11 protein-coding genes and 1 other annotated feature (1 of these 12 only partly in view) are annotated in these 15,896 nt (G+C 54.2%); of the genes, 2 read left to right on the top strand and 9 right to left on the bottom strand.

The annotated features are described in order from the left end of the window. Window positions 1–277 precede the first annotated feature (277 nt). Window positions 278–976, top strand: a complete 699-nt coding sequence (locus ACFPPD_RS08530; protein ID WP_209750091.1) for a DUF421 domain-containing protein — start codon at window positions 278–280, stop codon at window positions 974–976. Window positions 977–1,070: 94 nt separating this feature from the next. Continuing rightward, window positions 1,071–1,658, top strand: coding sequence for a YitT family protein (locus ACFPPD_RS08535; RefSeq protein ID WP_209750092.1), 588 nt, complete (start codon window positions 1,071–1,073; stop codon window positions 1,656–1,658). A gap of 73 nt (window positions 1,659–1,731) precedes the next feature. Here the strand turns inward: ACFPPD_RS08535 and tuf are convergent, their stop codons facing one another. From tuf to rplJ, 9 genes are all read right to left on the bottom strand, one after another. Beyond that, window positions 1,732–2,925 carry an elongation factor Tu gene (gene tuf, locus ACFPPD_RS08540; RefSeq protein WP_209750093.1) on the bottom strand — a complete coding sequence of 398 codons (1,194 nt, stop codon included), beginning with the start codon at window positions 2,923–2,925 and terminating at the stop codon, window positions 1,732–1,734. Window positions 2,926–3,019: 94 nt separating this feature from the next. Further along, entirely contained in the window at window positions 3,020–5,095 is a 2,076-nt protein-coding gene (fusA, locus tag ACFPPD_RS08545) for an elongation factor G (protein WP_209750094.1), read from the bottom strand. A 39-nt stretch (window positions 5,096–5,134) separates the two neighbouring features. Further along, window positions 5,135–5,605 carry a 30S ribosomal protein S7 gene (gene rpsG / locus ACFPPD_RS08550; RefSeq protein WP_209750095.1) on the bottom strand — a complete coding sequence of 157 codons (471 nt, stop codon included), beginning with the start codon at window positions 5,603–5,605 and terminating at the stop codon, window positions 5,135–5,137. A gap of 62 nt (window positions 5,606–5,667) precedes the next feature. After that, complete coding sequence (gene rpsL / locus ACFPPD_RS08555) at window positions 5,668–6,090, bottom strand: 30S ribosomal protein S12 (RefSeq protein ID WP_209750096.1); 423 nt, start codon at window positions 6,088–6,090, stop codon at window positions 5,668–5,670. Window positions 6,091–6,497: 407 nt separating this feature from the next. Next, window positions 6,498–10,121, bottom strand: coding sequence for a DNA-directed RNA polymerase subunit beta' (gene rpoC / locus ACFPPD_RS08560; RefSeq protein WP_209750097.1), 3,624 nt, complete (start codon window positions 10,119–10,121; stop codon window positions 6,498–6,500). 77 nt (window positions 10,122–10,198) lie between these two features. Further along, on the bottom strand, window positions 10,199–13,744 hold the full coding sequence (gene rpoB, locus ACFPPD_RS08565) for a DNA-directed RNA polymerase subunit beta (RefSeq protein ID WP_209750098.1): 3,546 nt from the start codon (window positions 13,742–13,744) through the stop codon (window positions 10,199–10,201). Window positions 13,745–13,995: 251 nt separating this feature from the next. Then, window positions 13,996–14,601, bottom strand: a complete 606-nt coding sequence (locus ACFPPD_RS08570; protein WP_209750099.1) for a class I SAM-dependent methyltransferase — start codon at window positions 14,599–14,601, stop codon at window positions 13,996–13,998. Between the two features lie 111 nt (window positions 14,602–14,712). Then, window positions 14,713–15,075 carry a 50S ribosomal protein L7/L12 gene (gene rplL / locus ACFPPD_RS08575; protein WP_209750100.1) on the bottom strand — a complete coding sequence of 121 codons (363 nt, stop codon included), beginning with the start codon at window positions 15,073–15,075 and terminating at the stop codon, window positions 14,713–14,715. Between the two features lie 73 nt (window positions 15,076–15,148). Further along, entirely contained in the window at window positions 15,149–15,649 is a 501-nt protein-coding gene (gene rplJ, locus ACFPPD_RS08580; protein ID WP_209750101.1) for a 50S ribosomal protein L10, read from the bottom strand. Between the two features lie 53 nt (window positions 15,650–15,702). Continuing rightward, window positions 15,703–15,896, bottom strand: a sequence feature (ribosomal protein L10 leader region) (it continues 17 nt past the right edge of the window).

Genomic DNA, 15,896 nt, shown 5'->3' on the forward strand with positions numbered 1-15,896 from the left:
ATACTCCGCGAGAATAACCCGACAATCACCTGTTGGCATCCTTTATGGCAAAGGGGCCGGGTGTGTCGGCAACCTCTCACATCAACGCACAGTCACAGACCAACATTCACTATTATAGCGATCTGCCCAGTCGATTGCAACATAAAGTTAATTATTATTCGTCTGTCAGTGTTGTCCATTCCTCGCGGTCCGTTTCGATCTCACGTACATCAACTTTCGAGGCTTTGGGGAAACTGATTCGGTGATCGTCGGAACTCACTTTGGCGGAGGGATCCAGATGCCCGATTGGTTAGAAGTTACGCTGCGCACGTTGATGGCGGTACTGATCTTGTTTATCCTCACCCGGGTACTCGGCAAAAGGCAAATATCGCAATTATCGTTGTTCGAATACATCACGGGTATCTCCATCGGGAACATGGCCGCGTACCTATCGCTGGATACGGATTCGGAATGGGGTCTCGGCATCATCGCGATCGTCGTATGGACAGCCATCTCCCTTGGCATCGAGTTCCTTCAATTAAAAAGCAAAAAAGCACGCAATCTTCTCGACGGGACTCCCACCGTCATCATTCAGAACGGAAAGATTCTCGAAAAGAACATGCGTAAGGAACGAATCACCTCGGACGAATTAATGGAGATGCTACGGATGAAGGACGTTTACAACATCGCGACGGTCGAATTCGCCATCATGGACACGAGCGGGGAACTAAACGTCATGCTCAAGAAAGAACATCAACCGCTTACCCCCGCCGATCTTCAGCTGCAGGTCAATGCGGAGAAACCGAGCATGGCCGTCATCATGGATGGCAAAGTACTTGAGGACTCCCTCCGTAAAATCGGTCTCAACGAAAATTGGCTCTACGCGAAATTGCATTCGCTCGGAACGAAACCGGAAAAGATCTATTTCGCGCAAGTAGATTCGCAGAATAAGCTTTACTTGGATCCTTACGAGGATTCCATCCGAACGGCTCACTAACGACCGATCGCCCAACGATTTCCATTCTCCAGTTCAATCCTTGTCCGTTCTTACATATAGATAAGACAGGCTGGTTGAGGGGAATGGTCATCGGATGCATTTGATCAATAAAATAATGGGCATCGGAATCGGATGCCTATTGATCGCTATGGGCATTAATTTCTTCTTGATGCCGAACAAGGTGTTGGACGGGGGATTCATCGGACTGGCCCTCATCCTTAACTACGTGCTCGGCGTTAAAGTCAGCATCGTCCTGCTGGTCTTCAGCGCCCCCGTCTTCCTATATGCATGGTTTAAGGATAAGACGATCTTCCTGTACAGTCTCCTTGGCATGATCTCCCTCTCCTGCTTCACCGACCTTTTCTCATCGATACGGCCTTGGAGCCGATACGTCACGAGCCATCCCTTCGATGCTTCCGTCGCGGCCGGCCTCTGCATCGGAGTCGGATTCGGCATCTTATTAAGATACGACGCAAGCTCCGGAGGAATGGACCTTCTCGCCAAACTGCTCGCTCCGAGAATGAGAATGAACGTCGGTATCCTCATATTACTCATGGACGTTCTCGTCATTTCCTTGGGGGGACTGCTGTTGCCGCCGGAAAAAATATTTCTATCGGTCGCGACGATATCGAGCGGTGGCGTAGCTACGATCCTATGCACGCTGAAGATATTCGATTTCTGAGGGTCTCCGCCTTTATCACAAAAAGGCTGTCCCGGCATAATGCCGAGACAGCCTTTTTCGACTCGAAGGTCGCTTATTTTTGGATGGAAGCTACTGCGCCTGCACCAACGGTACGGCCGCCTTCGCGGATAGCGAAGCGAGTTCCTTCTTCGATAGCGATCGGGGAGATCAGTTGAACGGTTACCGTGATGTTGTCACCAGGCATAACCATTTCAGTTCCTTCTGGCAGGTTGATGATGCCAGTTACGTCCGTCGTACGGAAGTAGAACTGTGGACGGTATCCCGTGAAGAAAGGCTTGTGACGGCCACCTTCGCCGGAAGTCAGAACGTAGATTTGAGCCGTGAACTCAGTGTGCGGTTTAACCGAACCTGGTTTCGCGAGAACTTGGCCACGCTCGATGTCTTTACGGTCAACGCCGCGAAGCAATGCGCCGATGTTGTCGCCAGCTTGCGCTTGGTCGAGCAATTTGCGGAACATTTCAACGCCCGTTACGACGGATTTGCGAGTTTCTTCTTGCAGACCGATGATTTCAGCCTCATCGCCTACTTTGATGATACCGCGCTCAACGCGACCCGTAGCAACCGTACCGCGACCTGTGATCGTGAACACGTCCTCAACCGGCATCAAGAATGGCTTGTCGGTTGCGCGCTCAGGAGTCGGGATGTAGCTGTCGATAGCTTCGAACAGCTCGATGATTTTGTCAGCCCAAGGGCCTTCTGGGTTAGCAAGTGCTTCACGAGCAGCGCCGCGGATGATTGGAGTGTCATCGCCCGGGAACTCGTACTCGTTGAGCAAGTCGCGAACTTCCATTTCAACCAGCTCAAGAAGTTCTTCGTCTTCAACCATGTCGCATTTGTTCAAGAATACGACGATGTAAGGAACGCCTACTTGGCGGGAGAGCAGGATGTGCTCGCGCGTTTGCGGCATAGGGCCGTCAGCAGCGGATACGACCAGGATAGCGCCGTCCATTTGAGCAGCGCCCGTGATCATGTTTTTAACGTAGTCGGCGTGTCCAGGGCAGTCAACGTGAGCGTAGTGACGGTTAGGAGTCTCGTACTCAACGTGAGCCGTGGAGATCGTGATGCCGCGCTCGCGCTCTTCTGGAGCTTTGTCGATTTGGTCAAACGCAACAGCAGCGCCGCTGCCGTATTTTTTGTTCAATACGGAAGTGATAGCAGCCGTAGTCGTTGTTTTGCCGTGGTCGACGTGACCGATCGTACCGATGTTAACGTGGGGTTTATTACGTTCGAATTTAGCCTTTGCCATTGATACTTTTCCTCCTTAATAATTACAAGTTTATATAGGTGGCGGGCCGGGAATCGCGCGTTGGCGTTCCCGGTCCCGTCCGCTTGCTACCGATTTACGCGCCTTTGTGTTTAGAGATGATCTCTTCCGAGATCGACTTAGGCACTTCTTCGTAGTGGGAAAGTTCCATCGAGAATACGCCGCGGCCTTGCGTACCGGAGCGAAGCGTCGTGGAGTAACCGAACATCTCGGCGAGAGGCACCTTCGCACGGACGATTTGTGCGCCGAAACGCATATCCGATCCTTCGATGCGTCCGCGACGGGAGCTCAACATTCCCATAACATCGCCGAAGTACTCTTCCGGAACCGTTACTTCAACCTTCATGATTGGCTCGAGCAAGCAAGGATTACATTTGTCCTTCGCTGCTTTAAGCGCCATCGATCCGGCGATTTTGAACGCCATCTCCGAGGAGTCGACGTCATGGTACGATCCGTCGAAGATCGTCGCTTTGATATCGACGAGCGGGAAGCCGGCGAGAACGCCGTTCTTCATCGACTCTTCGATACCGGCTTGTACCGGCGCGATAAATTCGCGAGGTACGACGCCGCCGACGACTTTGTTCTCGAACAAGAAGCCTTCGCCAGGTTCGCGAGGTTCGAATTCGATCCAGCAATGGCCGTATTGACCGCGTCCGCCGGATTGGCGAACGAACTTGCCTTCGACTTTCGCGGCTTGACGGAACGTCTCGCGGTAAGCGACTTGCGGTTTACCGACGTTCGTCTCGACCTTGAATTCGCGAAGCATGCGGTCAACGAGAATCTCCAAGTGGAGCTCGCCCATACCGGAGATGATCGTTTGTCCCGTTTCTTCGTCTGTGTGGGCACGGAACGTAGGATCCTCTTCCGCGAGCTTCTGCAGAGCGATACCCATTTTATCTTGGTCGGCTTTCGTTTTCGGTTCGACCGCGAGTTGGATAACCGGCTCCGGGAAGTTCATCGATTCGAGGATGACGGGATGTTTCTCGTCGCAAAGCGTGTCGCCCGTCGTCGTATCTTTCAATCCGACGGCAGCGGCGATATCGCCCGCGTACACTTGATCGATCTCTTGACGGCTGTTCGCGTGCATTTGCAGAATACGGCCGACGCGTTCGCGTTTGCCCTTCGTCGCGTTGACGACATAAGAGCCTGCGCTCAGTACGCCGGAGTAAACGCGGAAGAAGGTCAGACGACCAACGTAAGGATCGGTCATGATCTTGAATGCGAGCGCCGCGAACGGCTCGGTGTCGGAAGATTTACGAACCGTTTCCGTACCGTCGTCCAGGATACCTTTGATGTCCGGAACGTCGACGGGAGCAGGAAGGAAATCGATGACCGCGTCCAGCATAGGCTGTACGCCTTTGTTGCGGTAAGAAGAACCGCAGACGACCGGGAAGATTTTCACTTCGCAGACGCCTTTGCGAAGGGCCGCTTTGATTTCGGCAATGGAAAGCTCTTCGCCTTCCAAATACTTCATCGTCAGCTCTTCGTCCAGCTCGGCGACCTTCTCGACCAGAACCGCGCGAAGTTCTTCGACTTGCGCTTCATACTCGGAAGGAATCGCTACCGTTTCCGGTTCTTTGCCGAGATCGTCTTTATAGATGTAAGCAACCCGTTCGATCAGGTCGATCATGCCTTTAAAGTCGTTCTCCGCGCCGATCGGCAATTGAATTGCTACCGCGTTAGCGTTCAGGCGTTCTCCCATGTCTTTAACGACGTTGAGGAAGTCCGCGCCGATGATATCCATTTTGTTGACGTACGCGATACGCGGTACGCCGTAACGGTCGGCTTGGCGCCATACCGTCTCGGATTGCGGTTCTACACCTTCTTTGGCGCTGAATACGCCAACGGCTCCATCCAATACGCGAAGGGAGCGCTCGACCTCTACCGTAAAGTCAACGTGACCCGGAGTGTCGATAATATTGATGCGGTGACCTTTCCATTGAGCGGTCGTCGCGGCAGACGTGATCGTGATGCCGCGCTCTTGCTCTTGTTCCATCCAGTCCATCGTAGCGGCGCCTTCGTGCACTTCGCCGATTTTATGAACGCGTCCGGTGTAGAACAAAATCCGTTCAGTGGTCGTGGTTTTACCAGCGTCAATATGCGCCATAATCCCGATATTGCGCGTATTTTGCAAGGAGAACTCTCTAGCCATGTTACAGTCTCCCTTCGATTGTCTTGCGCTAAACGAATCCTACCAGCGGTAGTGAGCGAATGCTTTGTTCGCTTCCGCCATTTTGTGAGTGTCTTCACGCTTCTTGACGGCTGCACCCGTGTTGTTGGATGCATCCAGAATTTCGGCAGCCAGACGCTCTTCCATCGTTTTCTCGCCGCGGTTGCGGGAGTAGTTAACGAGCCAGCGCAGTCCAAGGGACGTGCGACGCTCAGGCTTAACTTCGATAGGCACTTGGTAGTTCGCGCCGCCTACGCGGCGTGCTTTAACTTCCAGCACCGGCATGATGTTCTTGATCGCAGCTTCGAAGACCTCCATTGGATCTTTGCCGGAACGATCTTTAATCAATTCGAATGCATCGTACAGAAGTTGTTGAGCTACGCCTTTCTTACCGTCGATCATGATACGGTTGACGAGGCGAGTGACTAGTTTGCTGTTGTACAGCGGATCCGGGAGTACATCCCGTTTCGGAACCGGTCCTTTACGTGGCATCGGAGTTCCTCCTTTCTCGGTTGTGTGCGCTTCATGCGGCGTAACCGCCGCTTATGCGCTTATTAGGATTTTTTGACTTTCGGTCTTTTCGTACCGTATTTGGAACGAGCTTGCTTACGGTTGTTAACGCCCGCAGTGTCAAGCGCGCCGCGAACGATATGGTAACGAACCCCTGGCAAGTCTTTAACCCGGCCACCGCGTACGAGTACGACGCTGTGCTCTTGCAAGTTGTGACCGATACCGCCGATGTAGGCAGTAACCTCAACGCGGTTCGTCAGACGAACCCTTGCGTATTTACGAAGCGCGGAGTTCGGTTTTTTCGGAGTCATTGTTCCTACGCGAGTGCACACGCCGCGTTTTTGCGGAGCGCTCAAGTCGGTTTCTACGCGTTTCAACGCGTTGAAGCCTCTTTGAAGAGCAGGCGATTTGGATTTCGTGACCTTCGATTGACGGCCCTTGCGAACGAGCTGGTTAATTGTTGGCATGTTGCCACCCCCTTCCCCTTGTCGATATAAAAATGATGAGTAAACGACTTAACCGATATCGGCTTGCGAAGCCCACAGATCCAGGTGGTTCATTTTGAGAGACGAGAAAGGGCCCGACCGACAACTCATGAGAGAATTTCTCTTCTGCTTCGCCGCATCAAACCCGGTAGTCTTATTCCTCAACGAAAGCTTCGGCAGGGCCGTCCGCTTCCGTAGCAATGTCGCACTTTGCCTTGGATCGCGCCGTATCGATGTACGTCATAACGACGCACGTCTGGCACACACTAGGATATATTATCACTTCGAATTGGGTGTGTCAAGAACATCGACCAGCGTAAAATAAGGAGATTTCAAATAGAGAAGAGGACGCCCTCGCGGGCGTCCTCTATCGTTTTCAAGCCATCCTATTACTCCACGCCCACCGGTTCGAGTTCCGCGGATTCATCGGTCGGTTCGTCAAATGGCGACACGACGCGAATATTGCGGTAACGCGCCATCCCCGTACCCGCAGGGATGAGTTTCCCGATAATGACGTTCTCCTTGAGGCCGAGCAAGCGGTCGACTTTGCCTTTGATCGCGGCATCGGTCAATACGCGGGTCGTCTCTTGGAAAGACGCGGCCGAGAGGAACGAATCGGTCTCGAGCGACGCTTTCGTAATCCCGAGCAGCACCGGACGGGCGACCGCCGGTTCTTTGTCGGACAGGATCGCGTCGCGGTTCGCGGACTCGTATTCGTGAAGATCCACGAACGCACCCGGGAGCAGCACCGTATCGCCCGGATCGACGATGCGGATTTTACGAAGCATTTGCTTAATCATGACTTCGATGTGCTTGTCGTTGATTTCTACGCCTTGGTTCCGGTATACGCGTTGTACTTCTTGCAGAATGTAGTTCTGCACGCCGCGAATGCCTTTGATCCGAAGCATTTCTTTCGGGTCGATCGATCCGTCCGTAAGCTCGTCGCCGGCTTCGACCTGTTGGCCTTCGGTAACGCGAATACGGGAACCGTAGCTGACCGGATACACTTTGGACTCCGCTCCGCCTTGGATTTCGATCTCGCGACGGTCTTTCGTCTCGCGGATTTCCTTGACGACGCCGTCCATCTCGGAAATGATCGCTTGACCTTTCGGATTGCGCGCTTCGAAGAGCTCTTGAATACGCGGCAAACCTTGCGTGATATCGTCTCCGGCTACGCCGCCGGTATGGAACGTACGCATCGTGAGCTGCGTTCCCGGCTCGCCGATCGATTGGGCGGCGATGATGCCGACCGCTTCGCCGATTTCGACTTTCTTGCCTGTCGCCAGGTTGCGTCCGTAGCAGAGCTTACATACGCCGTGGCGGGCACGGCAGCTAAGCACCGAACGGATCTGCACGCTCTTGATGCCCGAGCGGATGATTTCTTCCGCTTTAGGCGTGTCGAGCAAATCGTTGCGGTTGGCGATAATTTCGCGAGTCTCCGGATTGCGGATCGTTTCGAAAGCGTAACGGCCTTCGATACGGTCGAACAGATCCTCGATAACCTCTTTGCCGTCCTCGATGCGGGATACGGTAATCCCTTTATCGGTACCGCAATCGTCTTCGCGGACGATGACGTCTTGAGCGACGTCGACGAGACGACGGGTCAAGTAACCGGAGTCGGCCGTACGGAGAGCCGTATCGGCAAGACCTTTACGGGCACCGTGCGTCGAGATGAAGTACTCGAGTACGGTCAGACCTTCGCGGAAGTTCGATTTGATCGGCAACTCGATGATTCGACCGGACGGGTTGGCCATCAGACCCCGCATACCGCCCAATTGGGTGATTTGCGATTTGTTGCCCCGCGCTTTGGAGTCTACCATCAACATGATGTTGTTGTAGCGATCCATGGACTTCATCAGGATTTCGGTAATTTCGTCCTTCGTTTTGCTCCAGATCTCGATAACGCGGTCGCGGCGCTCTTCGTTCGTGATCAAACCGCGGCGGTATTGGGTCGCGACGACGGATACGCGTTCTTCGGACTTCTTGAGAATGTCTTTCTTCTCTTGAGGAACGATAACGTCCGCCACGCCGATCGTGATGCCCGCGCGCGTCGAGTACGTGAAGCCGAGCTGTTTGATGCTGTCCAAGATCATGGACGTCTTAGTCGTGTGGTAAATGCGGAAGCATTCGCCGATGATGTTACCCAGATATTCTTTGCCTACGGCTCCCGGAATCGCGGGATCTTCGATAAATGCGTCGAGATTCGCGCCTTTGTCGTAGATAAAGTATTTGTCCGGCGTACCCTTCACCAAGTTCGCTTTGGTCGCTTCGTTGATGTACGGGAACGTGTCCGGGAAAATTTCGTTGAAGATGATTTTGCCGATCGTCGTCACGATCAACGCTTCTTGCTGTTCCGGCGTGAACGTCTTCTTTTTCAGTTCTTTGACCGGAATGATGACGCGGGCATGCAAGGAGATGCCTTCCGTACCGCGTTGGTACGCGGATACCGCTTCGTTGACGTTCGCGAAGCGAAGACCCGTGCCGTACGATTTGTTGTTGTCCATGGTCAAGTAGAAGCAACCGAGAACCATATCCTGGGACGGCGTAACGACAGGCTTGCCGTCTTTAGGGTTCAAGATGTTGCCCGACGCGAGCATAAGCAAACGGGCTTCCGCTTGGGCTTCCGCGGACAACGGCACGTGAACTGCCATTTGGTCGCCGTCGAAGTCGGCGTTGTATGCCGTACAGACGAGCGGGTGAAGCTTGATCGCGCGTCCTTCGACGAGGATCGGTTCGAACGCTTGAATACCGAGTCTGTGAAGCGTAGGCGCGCGGTTCAGAAGCACCGGATGCTCCTTGATGACTTCCTCGAGCACGTCCCATACTTCCGGACTTACGCGTTCGACTTTGCGTTTCGCGCTCTTGATATTGTGAGCAAGGCCTTTCAGCACGAGCTCCTTCATCACGAACGGTTTGAACAGCTCGAGCGCCATTTCCTTCGGAAGACCGCATTGGTACATCTTCAGGCTAGGACCTACGACGATAACGGAACGGCCGGAATAGTCGACCCGTTTACCGAGCAAGTTCTGACGGAAACGCCCTTGTTTACCCTTCAGCATGTGGCTGAGGGATTTCAGAGGACGGTTGCCGGGACCCGTTACCGGGCGGCCGCGGCGGCCGTTGTCGATCAAGGCGTCGACCGCTTCTTGGAGCATCCGCTTCTCGTTCTGTACGATAATGTCCGGTGCGCCCAGGTCAAGAAGGCGCTTCAGACGGTTGTTCCGGTTGATGACCCGGCGATAGAGATCGTTCAAGTCGCTCGTCGCGAAACGTCCGCCGTCCAATTGAACCATCGGACGCAATTCCGGAGGAATGACCGGCAGCACGTCGAGAATCATCCAGTCCGGCAGGTTGCCGGAGTTGCGGAACGATTCGACGACTTCCAGACGCTTGATCGCGCGGTTGCGGCGTTGGCCTTGCGCCGTGCGAAGCTCTTCCTTCAGCATTTCGAGTTCGCGGTCGAGGTCGATATCCTGCAAGAGGCGTTTGACCGCTTCCGCGCCCATGCCGGCATGAAACGCGTAACCGTACTTATCGCGATAGCTGCGGTATTCCTTCTCGGAAAGAAGCTGCTTCTTCTCGAGAGGCGTATCGCCCGGATCCGTAACGACGTAGGAAGCGAAGTAGATAATCTCTTCCAACGAACGCGGGGACATGTCTAGCGCGAGACCCATGCGGCTCGGGATGCCTTTGAAGTACCAGATATGGGATACCGGAGCGGCAAGCTCGATATGTCCCATCCGTTCGCGGCGTACTTTCGCGCGGGTGACTTCGACGCCGCAACGATCGCAGACGACGCCTTTGTAACGAACGCGCTTGTACTTGCCGCAATGGCACTCCCAGTCTTTCGTCGGTCCGAAGATTTTCTCGCAGAAGAGCCCTTCCTTCTCCGGCTTCAGCGTGCGATAGTTTATCGTTTCCGGTTTTTTGACTTCGCCTCTCGACCAAGACCGGATTTTATCTGGGGAAGCCAAACCGATTTTCATGAACTCAAAGTTATTGACGTCTAACAAGGAGCAAGCCCTCCTTCATCGTTGCTAAGATTTCGGATCTTTACGCGACGGCCCCGAAGGCCCGGCGTGAAATTGCTTTATTCAACGCCGACTTCGGAACCTTCGAGATTCAGATTGAGCTTATCTCCAGCGGTATCGTCCTCGTCGTCCATTTCCTTCATCTCGATCTCCTGCTCGTCGCCGGACAAGATCTTCACGTCCATGCCCAAGCTTTGGAGTTCTTTGATCAATACCTTGAACGACTCCGGTACGCCCGGTTCCGGTACGTTCTCGCCTTTTACGATCGACTCGTACGTTTTTACGCGTCCAACGACGTCATCCGATTTGACGGTGAGAATTTCTTGGAGCGTATAAGCGGCGCCGTATGCTTCGAGCGCCCATACTTCCATCTCCCCGAAACGTTGTCCGCCGAATTGCGCTTTACCGCCGAGCGGTTGTTGCGTAACGAGCGAGTAAGGACCGGTCGAACGGGCATGGATTTTGTCGTCGACCATGTGCGCCAGCTTGATCATGTACATGACGCCGACGGTGACTTCGCGTTCGAACAGTTCGCCCGAACGTCCGTCGCGCAGAAGCCATTTGCCGTTGCGCTGCATGCCGGCTTCTTCGAGCGTATCGAAGACGTCGTGCTCCGTCGCGCCGTCGAATACCGGCGTAGCGGCGTGGATGCCAAGGAGCTTGCACGCCATGCCCAAGTGAACTTCGAGCACTTGGCCGATATTCATCCGGGAAGGTACGCCCAGCGGATTCAGAACGACTTGTACAGGCGTTCCGTCCGGCAGGAAAGGCATATCTTCTTCCGGCAGGATGCGGGCGATAACCCCTTTGTTGCCGTGGCGTCCGGCCATTTTATCGCCTTCGGAGATTTTCCGCTTCTGGGCGATATAAGCGCGAACCAATTGATTGACGCCAGGAGGAAGCTCGTCGCCGTTCTCCCGCGTGAACACTTTCACGTCGACGACGATGCCGTCCGTACCGTGCGGAACGCGGAGCGAGGTGTCGCGGACTTCGCGAGCCTTCTCCCCGAAGATCGCGTGCAGAAGGCGCTCTTCGGCCGTCAGCTCCGTCACGCCCTTAGGCGTAACTTTGCCCACGAGAATGTCGCCCGCGCTGATTTCCGCGCCCACGCGGATGATGCCGCGCTCGTCGAGGTTGCGAAGCGCGTCCTCGCCGACGTTCGGGATGTCGCGGGTGATCTCTTCAGGCCCGAGCTTCGTGTCGCGCGCTTCGGACTCGTACTCCTCGATGTGGATCGAAGTGTAGACGTCTTCGCGGACGAGCTTCTCGGAAAGAAGGATCGCATCCTCGTAGTTGTAACCTTCCCACGTCATGAACGCAACGACGACGTTACGGCCGAGAGCGAGCTCGCCGGTTTCCGTGGAAGGACCGTCCGCCATGATATCGCCCTTCTTGATGATATCTCCGCGGCGTACCAAAGGACGTTGGTTGATGCACGTGCCTTGGTTGGAACGCATGAATTTTTGAAGCTTGTATTTAACGATGTCGCCTTTGACTTCTTTGCCTTCGATGATCTCGACGCGGCGCAATTGGATTTCATTGGCGGAAACGCGTTCGATATAACCGTCGTATTTGGATACAATACATACCCCGGAGTCCTTCGCCGACTTATGCTCCATGCCGGTGCCGACGAACGGCGCTTCCGGAATGAGCAAAGGCACGGCTTGACGTTGCATGTTCGATCCCATGAGCGCGCGGTTCGAGTCATCGTTCTCGAGGAACGGAATCATCGCCGTCGCGACGGAAACGACTTGCTTCGGAGAGACGTCCATGTAATCCACGCGGTCGCTCGGCATCGTGAGAATGTTGTCCGTTTGCTTGTTGTACCGGACGATGATGTTCTCTTCGACGAAGGAGCCGTCGGGATTCAGGAGCGCGTTCGCTTGCGCGATGATGTAGTTATCTTCTTCGTCCGCCGTCATGTAGACGATCTCGTCCGTCACTTGGTTCGTGTTCGGATTGACTTTGCGGTACGGCGCTTCGATAAAGCCGTATTCGTTAATGCGCGCGAACGTGGACAAGGAGTTGATCAGACCGATGTTCGGTCCCTCCGGCGTCTCGATCGGGCACATCCGGCCGTAATGGGAGTGGTGAACGTCCCGGACTTCGAAGCCCGCGCGTTCGCGCGTCAGACCGCCGGGTCCGAGCGCGGACAGACGGCGCTTGTGCGTCAATTCCGCGAGCGGGTTCGTCTGGTCCATGAACTGCGACAGCTGGGAAGATCCGAAGAACTCCTTGATCGCGGCGATGACCGGACGAATGTTGATCAGCGCTTGCGGCGTGATCGCGTTCTGGTCTTGAATCGACATCCGTTCGCGAACGACCCGTTCCATACGGGACAAGCCGATACGGAATTGGTTCTGCAGCAATTCGCCTACGGAACGCAGACGACGGTTGCCCAAGTGGTCGATGTCGTCGGTGTTGCCGATCGATTGCAGCAAGTTCATGAAGTAGTTAATCGAAGAAATGATATCCGCCGGCGTGATGTTCTTCACCGATTTGTCGATGATGCCGTTGGAAATGATTTTCACGATTCTGCCGTCTTCGATCGGAGAGAATACGCTTATCGCTTGCAGAGGGATGTCCTCCGCTTCGTAGACGCCGCCGGTAACGCGATACGTCTTGAAGCCGACGTTCTTCTCGAGGGCCGGGAGGATTTGGTCCAGCAGCCTGCGGTCGATCATTTGTCCGGCTTCGGCGATGATTTCGCCCGTCGACGGATCGACGAGCGTTTCGGCCAAGCGTTGGTTGAAAAGACGGTTCTTAATGTGAAGCTTTTTGTTTACTTTATAACGACCGACGTTCGCGAGATCGTAACGCTTCGGATCGAAGAAACGCGCGATCAGCAAGCTGCGTGCGTTCTCGAGCGTCGGCGGCTCGCCCGGACGAAGACGCTCGTAAATCTCGATCAGCGCTTTCTCCGTGGAATCGGTATTGTCTTTCTCTAGCGTGTTGCGGATGAAGTCGTCTTGTCCGAGCAAATCCAAAATCTCGGCGTCCGTTCCGAAACCCAAAGCCCGGAGCAGTACCGTTACGGGGATTTTGCGCGTACGGTCGATCCGCACGTAAATGATATCTTTCGCGTCCGTCTCGAGCTCGAGCCAAGCTCCGCGGTTCGGAATGACGGTCGCGGTATAGTTTTTCTTGCCGTTCTTATCGACTTTCGTACTGAAATAGACGCTTGGGGAGCGCACCAATTGGCTGACGATGACGCGTTCCGCACCATTGATGATGAAAGTACCCGTTTCGGTCATGAGCGGAAAATCGCCCATGAATACTTCTTGCTCCTTAACCTCGCCCGTTTCCTTGTTAAGTAACCGCACCTTCACGCGAAGCGGAGCCGCAAACGTGACATCGCGCTCCTTCGATTCGTCCACCGAATACTTCGGCTCGCCGAGGCTGTAGTCGATAAACTCCAACACGAGATTGCCGGTAAAATCCGAAATTGGCGAAATGTCCTGAAAAATCTCCCGCAACCCCTCGTCCAAAAACTTCTGGTACGATTGTTGCTGGATCTCGATCAGGTTCGGGACTTCCAACACTTCATTAATGCGGGCGTAGCTGCGCCGTGCACGGCGGCCATACTGAACAAGATGTCCTGCCAACTTAACCTCACCCCTTAAGTCTGCTTCAACACACAAATAAAGAAAAGCCCTTATGCGCCGGTAGGCGGCACAATGGCAAACGCTCCTGCCTTCACCCCAAAACAAACCCATTATACGCCATCGAACTCGGTTTTATTCCGTGGAAAGGCGCGGGCTAAACACTTTTTACTACTAAAGACAAATAGCCCATCTTAATACTGACATTTCTTTATAATACCACAGCGAAAATGTCAAGTCAAATTATTTTAATTCTATGTTCTCTTGCAACGAATGATTCTGTACCCCTTGTCCTTGCCGACTTCTTCGACCGCGTCTTCCCCGTAAATTTCCTCGAGCTTCGCTCTCGCGGAAGGCGCGCCTTGTTTCTTCTGGATGACGATCCAGAACGTCCCGCCCGGATTGAGCCGGTCGAACGATTCCGCGAACAACCGGTGCACGACTGCCTTGCCCGCGCGGATCGGCGGATTGGAGAGAATGACGTCGAAGGTCCTATTCACGACGGCGGAATACAGATCGCTTTGGGCGATGATTACGTTCTCGATCCCGTTCGCCTTGGCGTTCGCCGTCGCGAGCCCTACCGCGCGCTCGTTGATGTCGATCAGCGTCGCATGTCCTTGCGGCGCAAGGCGGGCGGCGATCAAACCGATCGGACCGTAGCCGCAACCCACGTCTAAGACGCTAGCTTGTTGCGGAATGTCCATATGCTCGATGAGCACCCGGCTTCCGTAGTCCACCCCGTCCCGCGAAAACACGCCCGCATCCGACGTCAACTTCAGCTTATGACCTCGCAATGTCGCTTCGATCACTTGCTTGTCGCTTGCCGACTTCGGCTGACTCGAATAGTAATGATCGTTCACCGCAGTTCCTCCAACGTCGCGCCTAGGCGGCATCTTTACTCATCATAAACCATTTTTCGCATGAACAAACCCCTCGAAGAAAATCTTCAAGGGGTTTGATGATTCCGCTTCTTATTTTACTTCTACTTTAGCGCCAGCTTCTTCAAGCTTAGCTTTAACGGTGTCGGCTTCTTCTTTAGCCACTTTTTCTTTAACTGCTTTTGGAGCGTTGTCTACGAGGTCTTTCGCTTCTTTCAAGCCAAGGCCCGTGATTTCGCGAACCGCTTTGATAACGTTGATTTTGGAAGCGCCAGCGTCAACCAGAACAACGTCGAATTCGGATTGCTCTTCTACTTCGGCAACAGCGACAGCGCCGCCTGCTGCAACCGGAGCCGCAGCCGTTACGCCGAATTCTTCTTCGATTGCTTTAACCAGGTCGTTCAGTTCGAGAACAGTCATCGTTTTGATGGCTTCCAAGATTTGCTCTTTGCTCATTTGTATACCCTCCATAGTGTAAGATCGCTTGGATCTTTTGTTTTTTTGTTAGACCGCCTTCGGCGGAATGGCCTTACGCGCTTGCTTCGTTCTTCTCGGAGACCGCTTTGACGGCGAGCGCGAAGTTGCGAACCGGAGCTTGGAGAACGCTAAGCAACATGGACAGCAAGCCTTCGCGGGAAGGCAAGTCGGCCAGCGCTTTCACTTGAGCCGCGTCGACGAAACGTCCTTCGACGATACCGCCTTTGACTTGAAGAGCATCGTTTTTCTTCGCGAAATCGCTAAGGATTTTCGCGGGAGCGACAATGTCTTTACCGAACGCGATAGCGGTAGGACCCGTCAAAACCGCATCAAGGTCGCTCAGTTCAGCGCTTGCCGCCGCACGGCTGACCAAAGAGTTTTTCAACACTTGGAATTCGATGCCGGCTTCGCGCAATTGCTTACGAAGCAAAGTCACTTGCGCCACGTTCAGACCGCGGTAATCCGCTACGATCGTGGAGCTGCTTTCGCGCAATTTCGTTGCGATCGCGTTGACTTCCTGTTGCTTGGCTTCGATGATTTTTGCATTTGCCATTGTGTACACCTCCTATGAGATTCGGTTTACCGTATATTCATCCCGAGCGTCCCGGAGACATAAGAAATGCCCCCGCGGACTCACGGAGGCATGACATGATCTTGTGCCCGAGCCCGGACGCCGAAACGCCCGGTCAAGGGAAGAAGCTCTATCCACACACCTCGGTAGGAAATTAAGCGGCACGACGATCGAACGGCAGCTAGGCTGTCCCGTTAAACGCTCGCGTGTAGCACCTACGGTCTACGGT

It is taken from the genome of Cohnella suwonensis, from assembly GCF_042655365.1.
GTDB lineage: Bacteria > Bacillota > Bacilli > Paenibacillales > Paenibacillaceae > Cohnella > Cohnella suwonensis.

Excerpts from the sequence above, each read along its gene's own strand:
- rpsG (WP_209750095.1), bottom strand. The coding sequence starts at position 5,605 with ATGCCACGTAAAGGACCGGTTCCGAAACGGGATGTACTCCCGGATCCG.
- rpsL (WP_209750096.1), bottom strand. The coding sequence starts at position 6,090 with ATGCCAACAATTAACCAGCTCGTTCGCAAGGGCCGTCAATCGAAGGTC.
- rplJ (WP_209750101.1), bottom strand. The coding sequence starts at position 15,649 with ATGGCAAATGCAAAAATCATCGAAGCCAAGCAACAGGAAGTCAACGCG.
- ACFPPD_RS08530 (WP_209750091.1), top strand. The coding sequence starts at position 278 with ATGCCCGATTGGTTAGAAGTTACGCTGCGCACGTTGATGGCGGTACTG.
- rplL (WP_209750100.1), bottom strand. The coding sequence starts at position 15,075 with ATGAGCAAAGAGCAAATCTTGGAAGCCATCAAAACGATGACTGTTCTC.
- tuf (WP_209750093.1), bottom strand. The coding sequence starts at position 2,925 with ATGGCAAAGGCTAAATTCGAACGTAATAAACCCCACGTTAACATCGGT.
- fusA (WP_209750094.1), bottom strand. The coding sequence starts at position 5,095 with ATGGCTAGAGAGTTCTCCTTGCAAAATACGCGCAATATCGGGATTATG.
- ACFPPD_RS08535 (WP_209750092.1), top strand. The coding sequence starts at position 1,071 with ATGCATTTGATCAATAAAATAATGGGCATCGGAATCGGATGCCTATTG.